This window comes from Armatimonadota bacterium, from assembly GCA_036504095.1.
Taxonomy (GTDB): domain Bacteria; phylum Armatimonadota; class DTGP01; order JAKQQT01; family JAKQQT01; genus DASXUL01.
In genome coordinates this window covers 1-19,430 of record DASXVS010000069.1, presented here as the reverse complement: position 1 = coordinate 19,430, position 19,430 = coordinate 1, and the positions used below count along the sequence as shown (strand labels likewise).

Here is a 19,430-nt window from a genome sequence, read left to right as displayed (position 1 = left end):
GGTCTTCCACACGGAGGTCATTAAGAGTTCATAAACTTGGTGTACCTTAGAACTGGCGAAGGCTCCCCCGGCACGTGAGGGCAGGTGGAAGCAATCCCTCTCTGGAGGCTCAAATGGCGGGACACATATTGATCGCGGACGATGACGAAGGCCTTACCAAGGCTGTCACTTGGTATCTGGAAGCTGAAGGCTACCGGGTATCCGCGAAGCACGACGGCCGCGCCGCGTGGGAAACTTTCGAAAAGGAAGGGGCCGATGCCGTGATTATCGACGTGATGATGCCGGGGATGGACGGCTTTCAGCTCTGCCGGTCGATACGGCAGCATTCCAGGGTGCCGATCCTGATGCTCTCCGCACGCGACGCGGAAGTGGATAAGGTGCAGGCGCTGAACCTCGGAGCGGACGACTACGTTACAAAGCCGTTCGGCCCCATGGAGCTGGTTGCCCGAATCAAATCGCTGTTGCGACGCTCTTCGTACTTGGAGGGACCATCCCTTCAGTTCGGTCCGCTGGAAATCGCGCAGGAGCAGAGGCAGGTCTTCGTCAACGGCGTTGAAGTGGAGCTGCCCGCGCTGGAATTCGACCTCCTGGACGCCCTGGTGAGCCGGCCGCAGCGCGTTTTGTCCCGCGACCAACTCGTCTCCCTGGTGTGGAAGGACTTCTACGGCGACGACCGTCTCGTGGATGCCCACATCTACCGGCTGCGCAAGCGACTTATCGCGGCCGGCCTGACGCCCTGCCCCATCGTGACCGTTCGAGGTACCGGATATGCGTTTCGTCCCGAAGGTTAGGAATCTCAAGGTAAACGTGCGCACGCGTCTCACGCTGGCGTTCCTTCTGGTGACCACTCTGAGCTGGGCGCTGGGTTTTCTCACGCTGAGGTTCCTGATGCAGCAGGACCTCCAGAGGTTCAATCGTGAGATGGAAGCGCGGGACGCGCAGGCCAGGATTCACATGGGTCCGATGGGCAGCCTGTCGTTCGGGCCGCCGCCGGATGGGGCCCTCGGGCCGCCGCCCGGACCAAACGGCCGCGATGGCTTCCCGAGGCCTCCGGGACCTCCCGGTCCGAGGGGTCCGCAGGGTCCCGGCGCCGGGCCCTGGCGCCCTATATACCAGAGCGTCTGGGCTCAAAGCGTCATCTCCGTCATCCTCGGGCTGCTGGCCGGCTGGTACGTCAGCCTTCGCTTCTCCAGGCCGCTCGCGGCCCTCGCCGAGGGCGCGCGCGCTCTGCACGGACGGCAGTTCTCTCACCGTATACCGGTCACCGGAACCGACGAGTTCGCCGACGTCGCCACAACGATGAATGAGATGGCCGAGGAAGTGGGCGCCCAGATCGCGGCATTGGAAAATGATGCGCGCCGGCGGCGCCAGGTTCTGGCGGACGTGGCCCACGAACTGAGGAGCCCCGTGGCGACACTGGAGGCGATGACCTCGGCGCTTCAGGACGGACTTGCCGACCAGCCGGACCGCCGCGCCGAGGCTCTCTCTTTCATGCGTGGCTCAACGGAACGGATGCGCCGCCTCGTGAATGACCTGCTGGAAGTGGCGCGGCTGGATCTGAACGAGGTGCCGCTCGTGCGCTCGACGGTGGACCTGCGGGAGTTGGCGGACGATGCGGTGAGCACCCACATGCAGGCGGCGGAGGCCGCGGGAATCCGGCTGGAGCCGGTAGCCGACGGTGAGCCGGTGATGGTCGAGTTGGACAGGCTCCGTCTGTCGCAAGTACTGGACAACCTTCTGGAAAATGCCATTTCGTATTCCGGGCGCGGGGCCGAGGCTCGCGTGATCGTGACGGCGCAGCCACCGGGGTTCGTAGTTGAGGACACGGGCGCCGGAATCGCGGCCAGGCACCTCCCGTTCGTTTTCGACCCGTTCTATCGGGCGGACGTGGCCAGAACGCCCGGTGACAACCACAGCGGACTGGGGCTGCGCATCGCGCGGGGCCTGATGGAGGCGCACGGCGGTACGCTGACGCTGGAGAGCGTCGAAGGGCACGGCACGCGCGCCACCCTCACGTTCCCGATTTCCACGGGGACGCGCCCGCAAGAAGAGCGCCATTCCCCGCAGGGGGTTTGATCACGTGCTTAGGCCTCCGGAGCGCTGGGCCGCGATCGAGAGCAGTCTTCGCGACGCATCACCGGACGCCGTGGTGGTGCTGGACGCAAGGTGCCGGGTGCGCGAATGGAATGCGTCCGCGGAGAGGATTTTCGGGTACAGGAGCAGCAAGGCGCTGGGCTGCAGCATTGCCAGCCTGATCATCCCGGGGGCGGAACGCGTGCTCAAGGAGGACTTCGCCCGCTATCTGAAAACCGGCGCGAGCGACTATGTGGGGCAGGTCCGGGAAGTCCCCTCGGTACGCTCGGACGGGTTGGAGATCACCGTCGAACTGCTCGCGCTTCCGATACCGGGGCCCGCGCCGGAGTTCCTCCTCCAGATGCGCGATATCACCGAGCGGAAGCGCGAAATAGCCGCCTACGTGGACTTCTACCGGAAGATGCAGGCCTACCACCAAGGGGCGGCCAGAACAATGGCGGCGCTGACCCATGACCTGGACATCGCCCACGCGATCCAGCGCGCGGCACTGCCGGTTGCCGCTCCGTCGCTGCCCGGCTGGGATATCGCGCTCAGGTATGAGTTCGCCCACGAAGTGGGTGGGGATTTCTGCATCTTCGTGGAAGACGAACAGCGGCTCAACGTTGTGGTGGGCGATGTCTCCGGGAAGGGCGTGCCCGCCGCGCTGACTTCCACGAGCATCACCCACCTTTTACCGTGGCTGCTTAGCACGCACTCTCCGCACGCGGCCCTGGTGGACCTCAACAAGGACCTGAAAGCGCTTCTCCCCACGGAGGAGTTTGCGACATTGGTTGTGGCGGAGGTGAACCCGGTTTCCCGCCGCGTGTCGCTGTGGAACGCAGGGCACCCCGCCGCGATCCGGTGGTCCGCCCGCACGGCCCGGATCAGCCGTTCAAGGGTCGGCAATCCTCTACTCGGTGTCCTCGCGGAGTGGGATGGTTCGGCGGAATCGTGGTCGCTGGAAGACGGCGATGTGATCGTTCTCTGCACAGACGGTAACCTCGAAGCGAGAGGCGCTGATGAGGTGCAGTTCGGGCTGGATCAGTGCGCCGGCGTCATCGCGGGTAACGCCTCGCTGAGCGCGGCCGGAATCGCCGAAGCTCTCCTGGAGGAAGTGCATCTCTGGGGCGAACTGGGGGACGACGTGACGATTGTGGTCCTCAAATGCCTCCCCGCCGGCTGAATCCCGCCGGCGCGCCGGAGCCACCCCGGGGGCGGCGGTGGCCGCAGCCGCAGTCCGCTCACCAGGGGTACCACATGTTGCTGCGGATCGTCGCGCCGGTCTCTGCCCAGTTGGCGGAGGGTCCACCGGGTATGGTTTGCCCGTCAGTAACCGTCCGGGTGATTTTCAGGGTTGCGACGTGGCCGTCGAGGAACGCGTAGCAGGCTCCGTAGCCATAGAGGTCCCGCCCGATTCCCATCTTGTTCGCCGGGATTCCGTATCCCCAGACCACTTCGTCGGAGTAAGAGGCCGCGCCCTTGCCCTGTTCAACCCAGATCCTGGGATCGGCGTCGATGGGGCCTCCCTGGCCGCTCCCACCGCCGATGGCCTTCAAATACTCCGGTGATGCCGCCCCCGCGCCTTTCACGTGTGTGGGGATGGAGGATAGAATCATGCCCGGAACGTAACCCGCATTCGTGGCGACTTCTGCCAACAGGATCGTGTGCGAAGGCTCCCGCACATTGCTCAAAGTGGAGACGCGCACCTGGCTGAAATCCACGTTGCCGGAGACCCAAGGGGCGATGAGCGCGCCATTCATCACATAGGTGAGGGTTCGCCCCCAGGGGCGCGGCTGCGACGGCGATGCGATGCCCCTGTCACCGTTCGAGAAGACACCCTTGTCCTTGATCATCGAATCAATCTGCTCGTCCCAGACGTTGTGGACCAGAACGTTGCGCGCCGGATCGACCATCCAGCCGGGGAGGCGCCCATCGTAATCCCCGGCGTACGCCTGCATGGCGAGGCCCAGCTGGCGGACATTGCTGAGCGACCGTGAGCGCCTCGCGCTTTCCCGCGCCTTGGCGATGGCGGGGAACAGCATCGCCGCAAGCACCGCGATGATGGCGATTACCACCAGCAGTTCGATGAGGGTGAAACCGCCGCGCCGGCTTCGTTGGGTACGTCTCATGTCTCTCCGATCGTGGCGCCGCGTTTTGCAGTCGGCGAATCGTAGCGCCGTGGGTACGGCGACTGAACAGCATTCCGCCGCCTGCGGGAAGGACCGGAATGTCGGTGTTCCAGACCTTCCCGCCGCTTGGCGCGGGGCGCTCAGGTCAACGACCCCAGGAACTGCCTCCAAAGCTGCTGCTTCCGAAGGAGGAGCCCGTGCTTCCAAAGCTGCTGCTTCCGAAGCCGCTGGAACTGCCGAATCCGCTGCTGCTTCCGAAGCCGCTGGAGCTGCCGAATCCGCTGCTGCTTCCGAACCCGCTGGAGTTGCCAAAGCCGCTGGAGCTTCCGAAGCCGCTGCTGCCGCTGTTGCTCTGCGAGGCCGCGCGGTTGCTGCCCTGGCCGGAGAGTGCGCCGTACACATCAACGCAGTCCATATAGTTCAAAGTCATCTTCTCGATCTGCACCGGGGCCGGCTGATCCGATACCGTCTCCAGGGCTGTGGGCAAAGTCGAACCGGTCGGCTGGGCGACATCCGGAGACCTGGCTTCGATCATGTACACGCCCGTGTCGCGATCTTTGTGGTACTTCAGCCCGGCTGTCTTCACCAGGATGCTGATGGCGTTCTCCACGGTTACGTCCTGAAGGCTGAGTGTTACCGTGGGCGCGGCCAGAACGGCTTCCGGCGTGACCACGTGGTTATAGCCGGTCCCGGTAAACAGGGTCTTGAGGGCATCCCTCAACTGCATGTCGCGAAAGTCCAAGCTGATCGTTTTCGCCGGCGCGACCGTGCCGGAAGCGGCCGGGGGGGACGCCGCGGCGCCCTGGGCGACGGCGCGTGGGGCCGGCGAAGCCGCGAGGGCTGCCAGCGCAAACGCGGCGCCAAAGATGGTTCGTTTCATCACGTTCTCCTCTGTGGCCTTGGCCACGCCGCCGTCCAAAATCGCTTCGATGCCGAGGCCGATATGCTCCCGCCTCTCGCGGCAGGCGCATTTTGCGGTGATCGATGCCCTGAACGACCGGCAAGTTCAGTTTGACATACGGGTCTGACAGGTCGATGACGCATGTATGACCTTCTTGTGAAGCTTCGGGAGGGCGCAGTGAACACGATTGAATCAAGCGTGCGCCCGGGCGGCGGGGTCTGCAACGGTCATCGCTGGACTGTTCATCCGTCGAGACGCGACAATGTGCATAGACCCTCCGTGTGGCGCACTTCACTTTCAAGGAGAAATGGACCGGATGAAGAGACCCATGAGTTTCGCGATCGTCGCACTGCTCGCCGTGGCGGCGGGCGCAGGCGCTCAAACCCCCTTCCGGCCGCCGGCGACGCCGCTGGTGACACACAATCCGTTCCTCAGCATCTGGTCGGCCGCGGATCACCTCAACGACTCGAACACCGTTCACTGGACCCGCCGCGAGCACTCGCTGTTGAGCATGATCAAAGTGGATGGCGACGCCTACCGGTTGATGGGCGCCGACCCGCTGAGCGTCCCGCCGATGCCGCAGACCGGCCTGGAGGTGACCCCGACCCGCAGCATATTCCATTTCCGGAACGCAAAGGTCGGCGTCACTCTGACCTTCTTCACCGCCGCGCTGCCGAACGACCTCGATGCGCTTTCGATGCCTTTGACCTACGTCACCTGGCAGGTCCGCTCCGTTGACGGCGCGAAACACAACGTCCAGATATATGACAGCACGGATACCCGGCTTGCAGTCAATCGCCCCGAGGAGCCGGTGAGGGCCGGCAAAGGCATCGCCGGCCCGCTCACCTTTATGCGCGCGGGCACCGTCGAGCAGCCCGTGTTGCGGTCCGCGGGGGACGATCACCGCATCAATTGGGGGTACGCCTACGTCGCGACGGCCAACGCGTATTACCCGAAAGCGGCCACCGGCGATAATGGCGCGCTACTGGCCAATTTCGCGAAGAAGTACGGCGAGCCGGTCGATGCGTCGCAACCGCAGCCTCCGGCGAGCGATACGCGGCCGGTGATGGCGTTCACATTCGACCTTGGAAACGTCGGCGCGCAGAACGTCACCCGCCAGGTCATCGTCGCGTACGATGAGATTTACTCCATCAAGTACTTCGGCCAGAAGCTCCGCCCGTACTGGCGGCGGAACGGCGCGACGCCGGAATCGATGCTTCGGAAGGCGCATCGCGATTACCCGGCCCTGCTCAAACGGGCAATTGCGTTCGACCGCGAACTGACGGCGGACGCGACGAAGGCCGGCGGCGCGAAATACGCCCAGATGTGCGCGCTCGCGTATCGCCAGGCGCTGACCGCTTGCGGCCTGGCGGCGGACAGCAAGGGCAAGCCGCTTTTCTTTACGAAGGAGAACACCAGCAACGGCGATATCGCTACCGTGGACGTGTTCTTCCCGATGGACCCGATGCTGATCCTCCTCAGCCCGACGCTCGCGAAGGCAACGCTCGTCTCGGTGCTGGACTACTCGGCGTCCTCACACTGGAAGTTTCCGAGCGCACCGCACGATCTCGGCACCTACCCGCTGGTGTTCGGCCGCGATGACGGCGGCGAAGGCATGCCGGTCGAGGAAAGCGGCAACATGCTGATCCTCTGCGACGCCATCGCGCAGGCGGACGGCAACGCAAAATTCGTGACCAAATGGTGGCCGCAGTTGACCCAGTGGGCCAAATACCTGGAGCGGTATGGGCTCGATCCGGAAAACCAGTTGTGCACCGACGACTTCATGGGGCACCTCGCGCACAACGCCAACCTCTCCATCAAGGCGATCCTGGGCCTGGCCGCCTACGGCGACCTCTGCAAGATGCGCGGCGACAAGGTGACCGCGGCGCGGTATGCCGGAATCGCCCGGGTTGACGCAAAGCACTGGATCAAGGCCTCCGATGACGGCGACCACTCGCGTCTCGCGTTCGACAAGCCGGGCACCTGGAGCCAGAAGTACAATCTTGCGTGGGACCGGATCCTTGGACTGAACGTCTTCCCGCCCTCCGTTGCCCGCAAGGAAGTCGCGTACTACAAGACCATGATACAGCGGTATGGAGTGCCGCTCGACTCCCGCACGCGGTTGACGAAGGCCGACTGGTCGGTCTGGAGCGCGACGCTGGCCGAAAAGAAATCTGATTTCGAGACGATCATCGCCCCGATCTACGACTACCTGAACGAGACAACCGCCCATTCGCCGTTCGCGGACTCCTATGGCACGGATGACGTCAACAGCGTCGGTATGCACGCCCGGCCGGTGATCGGCGGTGTGTTCATCAAGATGCTGGCGGACCGGCCTGTGTGGCTGAAATGGGCGAGGCGCGATAAGACGGTGGTGAACACGTGGGCGCCGCTGCCAAAGACGCCGAGGCTGACGATCACGGAAATAGTTCCCACCTCGCGCAAGGCCGCGCAGACGTGGCGCTATACGACGGAGCAGCCGGGCGCGGACTGGATGAAGCCGGAGTTCGACGCGAGCGCCTGGACCGAAGGCCCGGCCGGGTTCGGCACCGCCGGCACGCCCGGTATCACGGTTCGAACCAACTGGAACACCTCGGACATCTGGATCCGGCGCGAAGTCACCATGCCCGCAAACCCGGTGCGCGACCTCCAGTTTCTCGTCTACCACGACGAGGATGTGGATATCTATATCAACGGGATCCCCGCGGCGAGCGAAACGTCGTTCACAACCGAATACATCCCGGTGGAGATATCCCGCTTCGCGCTCGCTCTGCTCAAGCCGGGCGCCACGGTCACGCTGGCGGCCCATTGCCACCAGACGGCCGGGGGGCAGGGCGTTGACGTCGGCATCGCAAAGGTAGTCGTGGGCAAGGCCAGGTAAGCGCGCGTCGGGCAAAGGCGCGCGCTGCGGGAGGAGAGGATGGAGACCAGAAAGCACTGGGAGGACATCTACGAGACCAAGCCTCTCACCGAGGTGAGCTGGTTCCAGGACCACGCCGAGATCTCGCTCCAACTCATCGAACGCACAGGCGTGCCCAGGACCGGGCAGATCATCGACGTCGGGGGCGGCGCCTCGACGCTGGTGGACGACCTGCTGAACGCCGGCTACCGGAATATAACGGTGCTCGACATCTCCGCCCCGGCGCTGCACGCCGCCCGGCAGCGCCTCGGCCCGCATGCCGCCGACGTCACGTGGATCGCGGCCGATATCACCGCCGTCAAACTGCCGGCCGATCACTTTGATATGTGGCACGACCGCGCCGTGTTCCACTTCCTCACAGGGGAGGAAGACCGGCGGAGGTACGTCGAGGCCGTGCAGCGCTCGGTCAAGGCGGGCGGGCACGTTATCGTGGCTACCTTCGGACCGGACGGCCCGATCCAGTGCAGCGGGCTGCCGGTGATGCGCTACGATCCCGACAGCCTGCACGATGAGTTCGGCGAACGCTTCGACCTCATAGAGCACACCACGGAGGAACACCATACGCCGTTCGGCACGGTACAGCAGTTCATCTACTGCTACTGCCGAAAGGCGTGAATGGCTACTGGATGATTCGGCAGCTCAGCGTGTCGCCGTTTACGATTTCGAAAGCCCCCGCAGCCTCAACCGGGCCGCTGGAACCGGTTACGGCCAGTCCCGCTGACGCGCCATGGAGGCGGATGCCCACCTTCAACCGGCCCTCCTGCAGTGTCTCCAGCGTCAGGTCGAAGCGGCACTCCCGGTAGCGCAGGTTAGTGACGGTGTAAAGCCTGCCCGGTGTGAGAAGGCTGCCCGGCAGGGTGGGCGCGAGCGTGAAGCCGGAGCCATCCTCGCGGAAGCCGATGATGTTGCGCAGCACGAGCGTCGGCAGCGTGGCGCCCCAGCCGTAAGCCTCGGCGCTGGATTGCGCGAGGGTCGCCGGCTCCATCGGCCAGAACTCGTTGGCGATGCCCGGGATGCGGTAGTTGTACGGCTCGGGGATGCGTGAACGCGCGGGGTCGATCTCCACCGTCTTCGATGAGTTCGTCCGGCCGTACACCCGGTCCGCCGTCTTCGCGACCACGTCCGACATCATCTGCCGAAGTCCCGCGTTCCAGCCCGCTTCCGTGAACACGAACATGAACGACGGCCATTCCAGCCAGTGCTTTGGATTGGCGAGGAAGTAGTCGAACATCGGCCGGATGGCCTTCATCTGCTCCGGCGTCGCGATGCCGACCGCGAGCGGGAAGAGCATCATCACGTCCACGTAGTCCGGCAGCATGATCGGCGTACCGGTGCGCGCGTCGAAATCGCGGAACCAGCCGTCCACATACATGGCGCGCGTGGCATCGGCCCGTTGTTGCGCCATTGTGGTCCAGTGCGCGGCGCGCTCCGGACGACCTGCGACCGGCGCCAGGTACGCCAGCGTGGCCATCGCGTCGGCCATCGCGGCCTCAACGTCTACGGTCTGAACGAACTCGGCCTCCTTGCCTTCCTCGCCTTCCTCCAGCAGGAAGCGTTTGGAGCCGTCCTGCCCCGATTCCCAGCTGTTGTTGCAGAAGAAGCGGCCGGTTGCGTCGGTGCGGTTGTCCAGCCACCACTGCACGAACGCTTCCAGATGCGGGTAGAGCGCCGTCACCCACGCGGCGTCGCCATCGCGGTCGAAGACGGCCCGGATGCTGCGGAACGGAAGGACCCAGATCGGCGCGGTGCCGCATTCCTCGCCGCCCATGCTGATCATGTTCATGCTGCCGTCTTCGCGCACGCACGGCACGTTCGGCATCGGCGCGTCGGCGAACGTGCCGAGGATCACGTCCTTCGCCAGCGCCGCGTCGCTATAACTGAGGCAAGTCGCGTCGATGACCGCCTCGCCGAGGACCGAACGCGGGGTGAACACCTGCATCGCGTCCCAGTGGTGGGTGAAGATGCCGACGGGCTCGCGGACGTTCATCCGGAGCGTTTCCAGGTCGTAGATCCAGCCGTGCTTCCAGTCGGCCGGCCAGTCGCCGGCGAGTACCGGCGCGCTCGCGTAGAACGCCCCGTCCTCCGCCAGAAGGCGTTTGAGCGTCTCTTCGGCGGCGCTTCGAGCCTCTTCGGAGCCCTTCACCGCCCAGACCTCGTTCGTGCTGCGCGTGAGGGTCACGAGGCCGAACCAGTCGCTACCGGGCTCCAGTTTGAGTGATGCGCTCAGCACACTGTAGACCGGCTCCGGGCTGGTGGACGATGCGCCTTCGTTGGAGGACAGGTCGTTCCCGGCCATCCACGCGCGCCACTCCCCGGCAGAGGCGGTTGCCTTGTACGCCGTGAACTCGGGGCCGCCCGAGAGCGCGAAGACGTCCCCGGAAGCCCAGATCTTGGCCACAGCCGCGCCGGACTCCACGTTGTACCGGCTGGCGACCCCATCCGAGCCCCACCACCTCAGTTCGGGATACCCGTAAATATGGGTGGCGTGCACCGACACCTGTCGCGCCTCGCCCGACTCGTTCTTCAGTTCCACGTGGCAGCATAGCGTATGCTCGCCGTTGAGGTGGTAGAGCAGCCGAACTGATACGCCGCGGAAAGACCAGTCGTAGCTCATCAGGTTTTGCGTGTGGTACCGCGAGACGAGTTCGACGCCCTCTCGTTCGAAATCCTCGGCCTGATGGAAGGGGACGCCGTCGATGATCACTGCCGGGTGGAGGAACGAGAGGTAGTTGATCTCCCGCCGCGCCCCCATACCGTACGGCCATGGCATGCTGCGGCACCAGAAGCCGAAACCCATCGGCGGCACAGAACGGATGATGCCGCTGCGATTCGCGACGGCGGAGTGCCACGGGTTATCCAGGTATCCGAATGGGACGTAGTCGCTCTGCGGGACCGCCCCGGGTAGTTCTGTCATTTGTTCCTCTCAAGCCCGGCGAACCGGGCGTCCTCGGCCTCAGTATGCAGCCTCTACGATCACCTTGCCGCTCATGCCGGTGATGTCCACGTCGCCGCGAACCGGGTCGAGCACGGCGTGCGGCGCTCCGTTGACCGTCACCGATTTGATCGGCTTCTTCTCCGGGTGGCGAATGCGCACGATGATACTCCCGGGCTTGTTCTCCATGGCCAGATCGGCTGCCAGCGAGATCGTGCCAGACGCGGCGTTTGACAGGTATCGGACGCTGACTTCGCCGAACCGGGTGTTGAGACGCTGCGCGGAAATGACGCGGCCATCGCTCAGCCACTCTCGTGGTATCGCACGGCCCAGATACAGTGTGTCGCCCGGCGCGTAGACGAACATATAAGTGAGCCATTTGACCGCGTTGGCCTCGTCGCTCGTCTTCACGATGGCCTGGTTCGAGTGGCCCAGGATCGGACTGGGGTGCTCGACCATCGAGTTCGCTTCCTCGCGATAGCACGCCGCCCATGCGTTGAAGAACATCCAGATGTAGATCTCCGTCTCGTCGCGGTCCAGGTACGGCATCAGCCCCGCCAGGAGGTTCGGCTGGCACGAGAACCCGCCCACGTCGTACCACAGACGCTCCGGGCTGAACACGGGATAGCCGAAATCATGGCCGAGGTAGCGGTTGTCCTGGTAATCGTCCAGAATCCACTGCGCCTGTTTCCCCTCCGGCGGGTAAAGGCCGGTGATGAGCAGGTAGACGGAGCCTTCCAGCACCTCGCGGATCCAGCCGGTGTCCCGTCCGCGCAGGTACAGCCGGCTGGGATAGTCCGGCACCCAGCGGCCGTCCGGCAGCTTCACAAGCGGTGTGTACTGGCGCGACGTCTCAAATCCTTTGATCAGGTCGGCCTTGTAGGCGTCGGCCTCCTTGCGGATGCGTGCGGCATCCGGATGGCCGGTCACTTCCAGCGCTTTGGCCGCGCTGTCAACGCCACGCCACGTGACGGCGTTGGTGGAGAGCCAGTAGAAGTAGTCGGAAACGTCCTCCAGGCTGCCCGCCGGGAGGAAGCCGTACTCCCAGCCCCGCGAATGCGGCAGGTCCTTCATGGTGAGGCGGCGCTGGCGGAACACCCAGTCCGCTCCTTTCACCAGCGCGCCCGCATTTACTTTGAGCCACGCTTCATCGCGCGTCTGTAAGAAGTGCTCGGCGATCCGCCACAGCGCCCAGCCGTGATGCTGATCGTACGTGTTACCGCACTCGAAGCCGCCCGCGCCGTACAGGACGCCGTCGTGGTCGCTGAAATTGCCCAGGACCGGCGCCGTTCCCTGATACCTGATCCAGGTGGCCAGGCGCCGCCGCGCTTCCTCATGCAGGCCACGCGTTTCCAGCTCATCGACGATCATGCAGGACTCGTTGGTGTAGTTTGGGTAGATGGACGTGCCGACCGAGGTGTTGATGAGATCGGGCGCGTTCGGCATCGCGAAGTCCGCCACGCTGACGTAGGCGAAATGGGCTTTGTACAAGGCGTCCAGGCGGGGCTCCGGCGTGTGGATCTGCGCGCCGGTCTCACCGACCGCCCGCCAGAAATCCCGGACCTGGGTGTAGGCCGCGGCGGTGCCGAGCGCGGCCAGCGCCTTCAACTCCGCATCGTTTGGCGACACGTAAGGGATCCTCAGTGTCGCGGTGCACGTTTCGCCCGGCTTCAACTCCTGGCGCAGAACGATCGAGTCGCCGGATTGCTCCGCGCGCATCGCCGAGTCAAGCACACAGCGGACGACCTTTTCGTCCTTCCAGGGGGTGGTTACCGTCCGAAGTGATGGTGAACCCGCCAGCGTTTCGATGCCGACCTTGTCGCGCGCACTCCTGGGGACGCGGTTGCCATCCGATTCCGTACCGTACTGGCTCCCTTCGCCCATCCTGTCACCCGACGAGCGGGATTCGGAGGAGTAGCCGATCGGAAGCCTGGCGTAAGCCGTGTGCGCGCTCGTGTTGCGGAACGTGAACTGGACGATCCCGGCGATGCTGTCATCGCCCACGAGTGTGTCATCCGCCATCTTTTTGAACAGCGGCACGGCGAACGCCTTCTGATCGACGTCGATGTCGTCCGAAATCAGATGCGTGTTGTACGCCATGATCGGCGCGGGATCGGGCGCGCGCGAGACGACGCGGTAACGCTCCAGTCCGAAGAAGAACCGGGCGTCGCCGGTGTTCTTGAAGCGTGGCGAGTCCGACATCCGGACCCAGTCCATGGGGCCCTTCGCGAGGTGGATGTCGCCGTTCGCCTCGATGCGGAACCGCTGACGGGCGTTCTTGCAGCCGACCACGAAGGAATCCGGGTGCGGCCTCGGCTGCCCGTTGAGCGCGCCGCCCAGGCTTTGCTCCGGCAGGCTCAGCACCTTCTGCGCGGTCGTCATTGCTCCGGCGTAGCGCTTACGGTACTCGTCGAGGGTGGTCGGATCGTCGGCGCGGGTGATGAAGATGCCCTCATCTTCGAACCAGACAGGTCCCTGCTGTTCGAGCGCTGTCAGTGAGACGGTGAACGCGTCGCCGTCCCACGAGAACGTCACGTGCCCGTCATCGCCGCAGAACCGATGGGCCGGCGCCATGTGGGAGACTTGTACGGTGAAAGAACCCTTGCCGGCTTCGTCGGGGATGACCTCGCCTCGCCGCACCTTCGCGCCGGATTCGGCCTTCACGCGTTCGACGACCGCGTTGTAACCGGACACCCGGATTGCCTTGTGTTTGGAGCCGTCCAAGAACGCCACACGGATGGTCGAGGTTGCAGGCTGAGAAGCTGTATAGACCCGGAGGCTCTCGATCTTCGCCTGCGGGTCAGCCTGGATGCGGAAGCCCTGGGTCCGCCTGAACGCCACATCGTATCCGGTGACGTCCGGGAACTCGCTCGCCAGGCCTTTGAACGTGAGGACGACCGTCTTCGCGTCGGGCCGCTCGATGTTGGTCTCCGCCTTGCGCCAGTCGCAGTTGAACCAGTCCTCGATGGGGTACCAGCCCATCGACATGGCGTTGTCCACGCCCTGGTAACCGGTCTCGATGCGCGTCTCCGGCCAGACCTTGTGCATATAGGAGAGCGAAACCTGATCCGGCGCGTCGCCCTCGAACGTGACGACCACCCGCGCGATGTCGCGAGGCTCCTCGAAGCGGACCTCGCCGTCCGGGCAGCGGGGGAGGGAGAAGGGGAAGATGTCGAATCCCTCCGGTCGCGCGGCGCGCGATGACCCAACGGCGGCGACGCTCATGAGGCAGGCGAAACTCAACAGACCGGCAAGGTGAATCGGATTCATCGATAGGTGCTCCCTTCACGTTCAACGGTAACTGGCGCGCACGCGCTGGAACGGCGCCGCCCATGGCATTATGACGCGCATGCGGGCCCCTGACCCTCCGGATTCACTCCGGCCAGGTCTTGCCGACGAGGTGAGCGTAGTATTTTACCTCGCCGAAGGTCTGGCCATACAGGTTCTCGCGCCACGTGCGCTGCGGCTTCACTCCCCAGATGCTCACGCCCACGAACAGCATCGCCAGGACGCACGCCGTTGGGATGATCGAAGCGCGCAGCCAATCGCCCACGCTCTTGCGGAACGGCTTGCGGCGGAGTAGCGCCGTCAGAGCGAACACCGAATACAGGACCAGCGGAACGGAGAAGGCGAAGGCAGCGGCGGCCAGACACCCGATTGCGAACGGAGACAATGCGACCGGCGCATCGGCGAAAAAGCCTTGCATTGCGCGCGCCTGCCATGCCAGCAGGGCTATCGCCACGGCCCACGCGGTGAGTCTGCGCAAACCCCGCCGCCCGGTCGTGCCTGCAACCCAGGATACGGCCATGGCGAGAAGTGCCAGCCAAAGCGCGGCGTTGAAGAGCGTCGCTGCGGCTCCCCACGTCGCCGCGGCCCAAACCATGATGCGAACAGAGTCCGCCTTGTGAAGGCCGGCCTTGATGATGGCGTACATCTCGTCGCGCTGGGCCATGTCTCGCCGGAGGAAATCGGCATCGGACCTGTGTCCGGTCCGATCCAGCCACGATAGGACGGCTTTCCGGTGCGCCGCGCGCTGCTGAACGTTCGTCAGGTTGGGGTCGCGCTTTTCGGGTCCGCCCAAACCACGGAGCGCGGCGCTCGTCACCGGGTCGGACGACATCGCGCCGATCGCTGTCCTCGAGTTCAGACGCCAGAGGCGCGCGAGGTGCCAGGCAGAGCGGCGTATCCGAAGGCCTTCTTCAATGTGCCCCGCCTTCTCCGCTGCCCGGGACTCGTCGCGCGTCGTCTCGTAGAGCGCGGAGCGAAGCGTTCCACTCATCAGGGTCATCATCCGGGGGAACACCAAGGGATCGGTCCGTCCGTACGCCTCAATCGGGAGATTTGTCACGGCGACCGTGAGGACGCTGTCATAATCCTCCCAGTCTTCCTTCTTCGCCGCGCGCTCCATCGCTGCCAGGGCGGCGCCGCTTCTATGTTGCTGCGAGTATCCGACAGCGCGCATAGCCGTGAACCAGGCGTTGTCCGGCTCGAGCCGTTCGCCCGCGGCGGCCCATCCATCGTACTCCGCGAACGTCACGCGAGGGAGGGGGTGCGCCGGTCGCGGGTCGATCGCATCCCGCATCGGCTGGTACTTTGGTGAAGCTGCCTTGTATTCGTTGCCAACGTCGCCGAGGCACTGCGAACCGTACTGGAGCAAGGCTGCGTACAGTACGGGGCTTCGCGGATAGCGCTTCAGCAGCGGGCGAAGTCCATAGACGTTGGCTTTGGGGAATTCGGTGAAGCTGAATGGAACCGATTCAATGGCGACTGCCATCTGCAACCCGATGTCGTCCGTGTGAGCAGCGGCCAAACGCTTGTAGGTTGTGGTGCGCCGCTTCGCGAGCGAGTGCGGAACGTGTTCGGCCCCCCAGACGGCAGGCCACGCGTACGCTTCCGGCGGCGTGAGGCCCAGCACGAGGCGGGCTTGCTCATACGCCGCGCGCCGGGTGGGCGGAGCGATGAAGACGGCGAGCAGAGACACAAGAACGATCCAGTGCAGCGGTTTCACAGAGCGCGTCCTTTCCGGTAGTGTCGGCGTCCCCGCCGACAATTGGAAGCAGTGTCGAGGCTGTCCCCCCGCTTCGCGGCCTTGTCGGCGGGGACGCCGGCGCTACCGTTCGGCGGCGGATGCCGGCGGGGACGCCGGCGCTACCATTTCCGATGGTCCTTACGCGCGGCGCAGCGGGTCCGTTTCGTCCGCGATCGTGAGGTTCAGGCCGCGGAGTTGGGCCTCCAGGTACCGCTTGAGCGGTTCCAGGACCACCCGCTCGGTCGCAAAGTGCCCGGCATCGATGATCGCCATGCCCATCGCCTGGGCTTCCAGCGCGTCGTGGTGTCCCACCTCGCCGGTCACGAAGACGTCTGCCCCGCCGGCCGCGGAGAGGTACTTACCACCCGCCCCGCCGAGCACGGCCACGGTCCTCACGCTGTCGACGCTGCCGCCTGCGCTCACACGATCGGTTCGAAGGCTCAGGGAAACGTGCTTGCAGAACTCCGCGAGCTCCATGGGTTCGGGCAGCGTGCCGATGCGGCCGATTCCGACCCTCGGGTCCGGGTTCGCGAGCGGGATCACGTCGTAGGCTATCTCCTCATAGGGGTGCGCGGCGTTCGCCGCGGCGATCACCCCTTCAATCAGGTGCGAGGGAACGATCATCTCGAGGCGCCACTCATCCGTTTCCTCGAGGCGGCCGATTTCGGTGCGCGTATACGGGTCGGCGCCAGGCAGGGGGCGGAAGGTGCCGGTGCCGGGCCAGGCGAACGAGCACTCATCGTAGTTCCCGATGTGGCCTGCCCCCGCTTCCGCGCACACGGTCCGGACCGCGCTCAGATGGGGCTCCGGCACATACGTCACGAACTTGACCAGCGTTGCGCCGTCGCACGGGAGCATCGGCCGGGTGTCGCTCAGGCCGAGCGCGGATGCAAGGGCGTCGTTGACGCCGCCGGGGGCGGCATCGAGGTTGGTGTGCGCGGCGTACACGTTCAGGCCGGCCGCCCAGGCGCGCGCGGCGTAGGTATTGTCGTCCACGCGCGTCAAGCCGCGAAATGGGTTGGGGTGGTGGCACACGTTCAGGCGGTACCCGTTGGCGGCCGCCCAATCCGGGTCAACGGGATCGAGCGACAGGATGGCTTTCAGCGGGGCGTCCATCGGCGCATCGCGACGGACCAGCCATCCTACGTTGTCCCATTCCTCGGCCCACTCTTCCGGGGCCATTCGGCGCATGGCCGCCACCACATCCGCGATCGTGTGTTCCATACGGGCATTCTGGACCGCGAACACGCGGAGACGCAAAAAGGGGGCGACGAATAACGAATGATCCGCCGCCCCCGCTGTTTATGCTGCGTTACTACCTGAACTCGGAACCCGGAACTCCTACTGCTGCTGCGCGTGGCAGGTGGTGCAATTGGCGTCCTTCCATGCATCCCCCACGTTGCCGGGGTGCTTGAACGCCACACCGCCCAGCGAAATCGTCGGTGTCCCAGTCCCCACACTCTGGGAGAGCAGCGTGTGGCAGGCGGTGCAGGACTTGGAGATCACCTTGCCATCCGAACTGACGTGCTTGCCGTCGTGGCACCGGAAGCAGCCATCCGAGTACATGTGGCCAATATGGTCCGGAAAACCTTTCCAGTTGGCGTTCATCCGCGGGAAATAGTTGTGGTTATAGATGTTCTGCACCTGTAACACGGCCTGCTGGATGTCCGGCTGGCGGTCGGCCGCGATTTTCGGGTAACTGGCCGTGTAGAAATCGGTCATGGCCTTGGCAATGGCCCTATCAGCGTTCGTCCTTGAGGTGTATGTCCCTTCGAGGGCTTCAACCGACACGCGCTTGACGTCCGGAAGCGTTGGGCTGATCACGCCGGCGCCCATCGCCTGGTTCACGCTTTGCGCGGGGTGGCGGAAAACGTGGGTCGGCCGGTTGTGGCAGTCGATGCAGTCGACAGTCCGGTGCTCGCCCTTGGCAAGCTGCGCGTCCGTCGGCGGGTTCTCCGTGGTGCGGTACACGGTCGTCTTGCCGTCCGCAGTTGTGGACTCCACGTACGGGATGTTGTTTCGCCCGCGATCCACGGCGATGTACGAGACTTTGTTATCCAGGTACATGTGCGCGTGGATCCCGGCCTGCCCGCCTATCGGATCGCCACCACCGATTTTCATCAGCAAATCGATGTGTGATTTCGAGTTCTGGGGGTTCGACAGGTAGTAATTCCGGCTCAGGAGCTTGGCGCTGTAAAAATGCCGTGGCCAATGGCACTGCTCGCAGGTCTCTCTGGCAGGGCGCAGACTATGGACCGGCGTGGAGATGGGGCGCGGGTACTTATGGAAAAGGACGGAGTATACCTGATAGGAACCGGAAATCTTTGACCGCACAAATGAAGAGGCGCCGGAGCCGATGTGACACTCAACGCACGCAACCCGCGCGTGCGGCGATCCCTGGTACGCTGTGTACTCCGGTTCCATCACCTTGTGGCAGACGAGACCGCAGAACTGCACGGAGTCCGTGTATTCATAGGCCTGGTAACTCCCGAAGGCCGATAGCACGAGGAACATCGTACCCCCGAACGCGAACAACACGACGGCGTTGCGATGCTTCGGGTTGTTGAAGTCGATGCGCGGCATCGGAGGTTCAGGTGTCCCCGCAAGGGCCCTCTGACGCGCGCGAAACATGCCCCAGAGCACGAGGGCGATCCCCAGACAGAGGAAAGCGGGCAGCACGATGAACGTGATAAGCCCCATATAGGGGTGGCTCGCCTTGGAGAAGGTCTCCAGCAGGTAGAGCATCGCAATGAGCCCTAACGCGATCAGGGCCAGCACGGCGCCGACCAGACTCGTCAGGTTATATGCGATATGCGGCAGACGTCGGTTCATTCAGGTCTCCTGTAGGGGTTCCACCCATGTGCTCTTCACAACGTGGGATCCGGCGGCCGTCATCCCGACGCCAGACTGCTTACAGCCGGCGCGCGGATCAGAGGTGGACTGATAAATGGATGCTACGAATGCTATCAGAATAAAGGAAATGCCGCTGCAACCATTCCCATCGGGTAATTCAGCACACCCGGCAGTACCCCAGTACTGATTGCCAACGCTCGTAGACGCCCGGAGACCGCGAACAGGCGCGGATGGCGGCGGGGAAGACCGGCCGCCATCCGCGCCTGCTCCGTCTATTGCAGATTCAGGAGACTCCCGTCAGCCCCATCAGGACCGGCGCCGCTTCCGTGCCCTCGCTGGAAACCCGGACGGAGGCAATTGCCTTTTCGGGGTGCGGGTTGTTCCACGTCCACAGGCGGGCGGCGGCGTCGCGTCCGGTGGCGGTCTTGCCGCGCCACGCGGTGACCACCTGCGCGCCGCCGCGCAGGTCTTCAAACGCGAAGATGGCCCCACCATAGGCGATAAGCTTTTCCACGGTGGTTCCGTCAGTGTATGTGACCTTAACGCGCGCCACGACCGTGTCCGCCTCGGTGACGTTCGTGGTCGCCCACAGG

General features: G+C 64.6%; 13 protein-coding genes. 5 read left to right on the top strand and 8 right to left on the bottom strand.

The genetic code is table 11. The features are described 5' to 3' along the window. Positions 1 to 113: 113 nt before the first annotated feature. The 3 genes from VGM51_15230 to VGM51_15220 are packed head-to-tail and all read left to right on the top strand — an operon-like array spanning position 114 to position 3,256. A complete protein-coding gene (locus VGM51_15230) occupies positions 114 to 791 on the top strand; it encodes a response regulator transcription factor (GenBank protein HEY3414389.1) in 678 nt (225 codons plus the stop codon). Continuing rightward, positions 769 to 2,076 (top strand): HAMP domain-containing sensor histidine kinase, encoded by a 1,308-nt coding sequence (locus VGM51_15225; protein HEY3414388.1) that lies wholly within the window; start codon positions 769 to 771, stop codon positions 2,074 to 2,076. Before VGM51_15230 ends, VGM51_15225 begins: the two co-directional genes overlap by 23 nt. A 4-nt stretch (positions 2,077 to 2,080) precedes the next feature. Beyond that, a complete protein-coding gene (locus VGM51_15220; protein ID HEY3414387.1) occupies positions 2,081 to 3,256 on the top strand; it encodes a SpoIIE family protein phosphatase in 1,176 nt (391 codons plus the stop codon). A gap of 58 nt (positions 3,257 to 3,314) precedes the next feature. Here the strand turns inward: VGM51_15220 and VGM51_15215 are convergent, their stop codons facing one another. Both VGM51_15215 and VGM51_15210 read right to left on the bottom strand, forming a co-directional pair. Continuing rightward, positions 3,315 to 4,202, bottom strand: coding sequence for a type II secretion system protein (locus tag VGM51_15215; GenBank protein HEY3414386.1), 888 nt, complete (start codon positions 4,200 to 4,202; stop codon positions 3,315 to 3,317). A 145-nt stretch (positions 4,203 to 4,347) separates the two neighbouring features. After that, positions 4,348 to 5,082 carry a hypothetical protein gene (locus VGM51_15210; GenBank protein HEY3414385.1) on the bottom strand — a complete coding sequence of 245 codons (735 nt, stop codon included), beginning with the start codon at positions 5,080 to 5,082 and terminating at the stop codon, positions 4,348 to 4,350. Positions 5,083 to 5,419: 337 nt separating this feature from the next. On the opposite strand from VGM51_15210, the gene VGM51_15205 reads away from it, so the two are divergent. Further along, complete coding sequence (locus VGM51_15205) at positions 5,420 to 7,984, top strand: DUF4965 domain-containing protein (GenBank protein HEY3414384.1); 2,565 nt, start codon at positions 5,420 to 5,422, stop codon at positions 7,982 to 7,984. Between the two features lie 39 nt (positions 7,985 to 8,023). Beyond that, positions 8,024 to 8,638 (top strand): class I SAM-dependent methyltransferase, encoded by a 615-nt coding sequence (locus tag VGM51_15200; GenBank protein ID HEY3414383.1) that lies wholly within the window; start codon positions 8,024 to 8,026, stop codon positions 8,636 to 8,638. A 4-nt stretch (positions 8,639 to 8,642) separates the two neighbouring features. Here the strand turns inward: VGM51_15200 and VGM51_15195 are convergent, their stop codons facing one another. The 6 genes from VGM51_15195 to VGM51_15170 form a co-directional block, all read right to left on the bottom strand. After that, positions 8,643 to 10,937 (bottom strand): trehalase family glycosidase, encoded by a 2,295-nt coding sequence (locus VGM51_15195; GenBank protein HEY3414382.1) that lies wholly within the window; start codon positions 10,935 to 10,937, stop codon positions 8,643 to 8,645. A gap of 39 nt (positions 10,938 to 10,976) precedes the next feature. Next, positions 10,977 to 14,225, bottom strand: coding sequence for a hypothetical protein (locus tag VGM51_15190; protein HEY3414381.1), 3,249 nt, complete (start codon positions 14,223 to 14,225; stop codon positions 10,977 to 10,979). 103 nt (positions 14,226 to 14,328) lie between these two features. Beyond that, positions 14,329 to 15,963 carry a hypothetical protein gene (locus VGM51_15185; GenBank protein HEY3414380.1) on the bottom strand — a complete coding sequence of 545 codons (1,635 nt, stop codon included), beginning with the start codon at positions 15,961 to 15,963 and terminating at the stop codon, positions 14,329 to 14,331. 159 nt (positions 15,964 to 16,122) lie between these two features. After that, entirely contained in the window at positions 16,123 to 17,208 is a 1,086-nt protein-coding gene (locus VGM51_15180) for a Nif3-like dinuclear metal center hexameric protein (protein ID HEY3414379.1), read from the bottom strand. A 117-nt stretch (positions 17,209 to 17,325) separates the two neighbouring features. Beyond that, on the bottom strand, positions 17,326 to 18,816 hold the full coding sequence (locus VGM51_15175; protein ID HEY3414378.1) for a NapC/NirT family cytochrome c: 1,491 nt from the start codon (positions 18,814 to 18,816) through the stop codon (positions 17,326 to 17,328). 304 nt (positions 18,817 to 19,120) lie between these two features. After that, positions 19,121 to 19,430 (bottom strand): hypothetical protein (locus tag VGM51_15170; protein ID HEY3414377.1); only part of this gene is annotated, 310 nt, incomplete at its 5' end.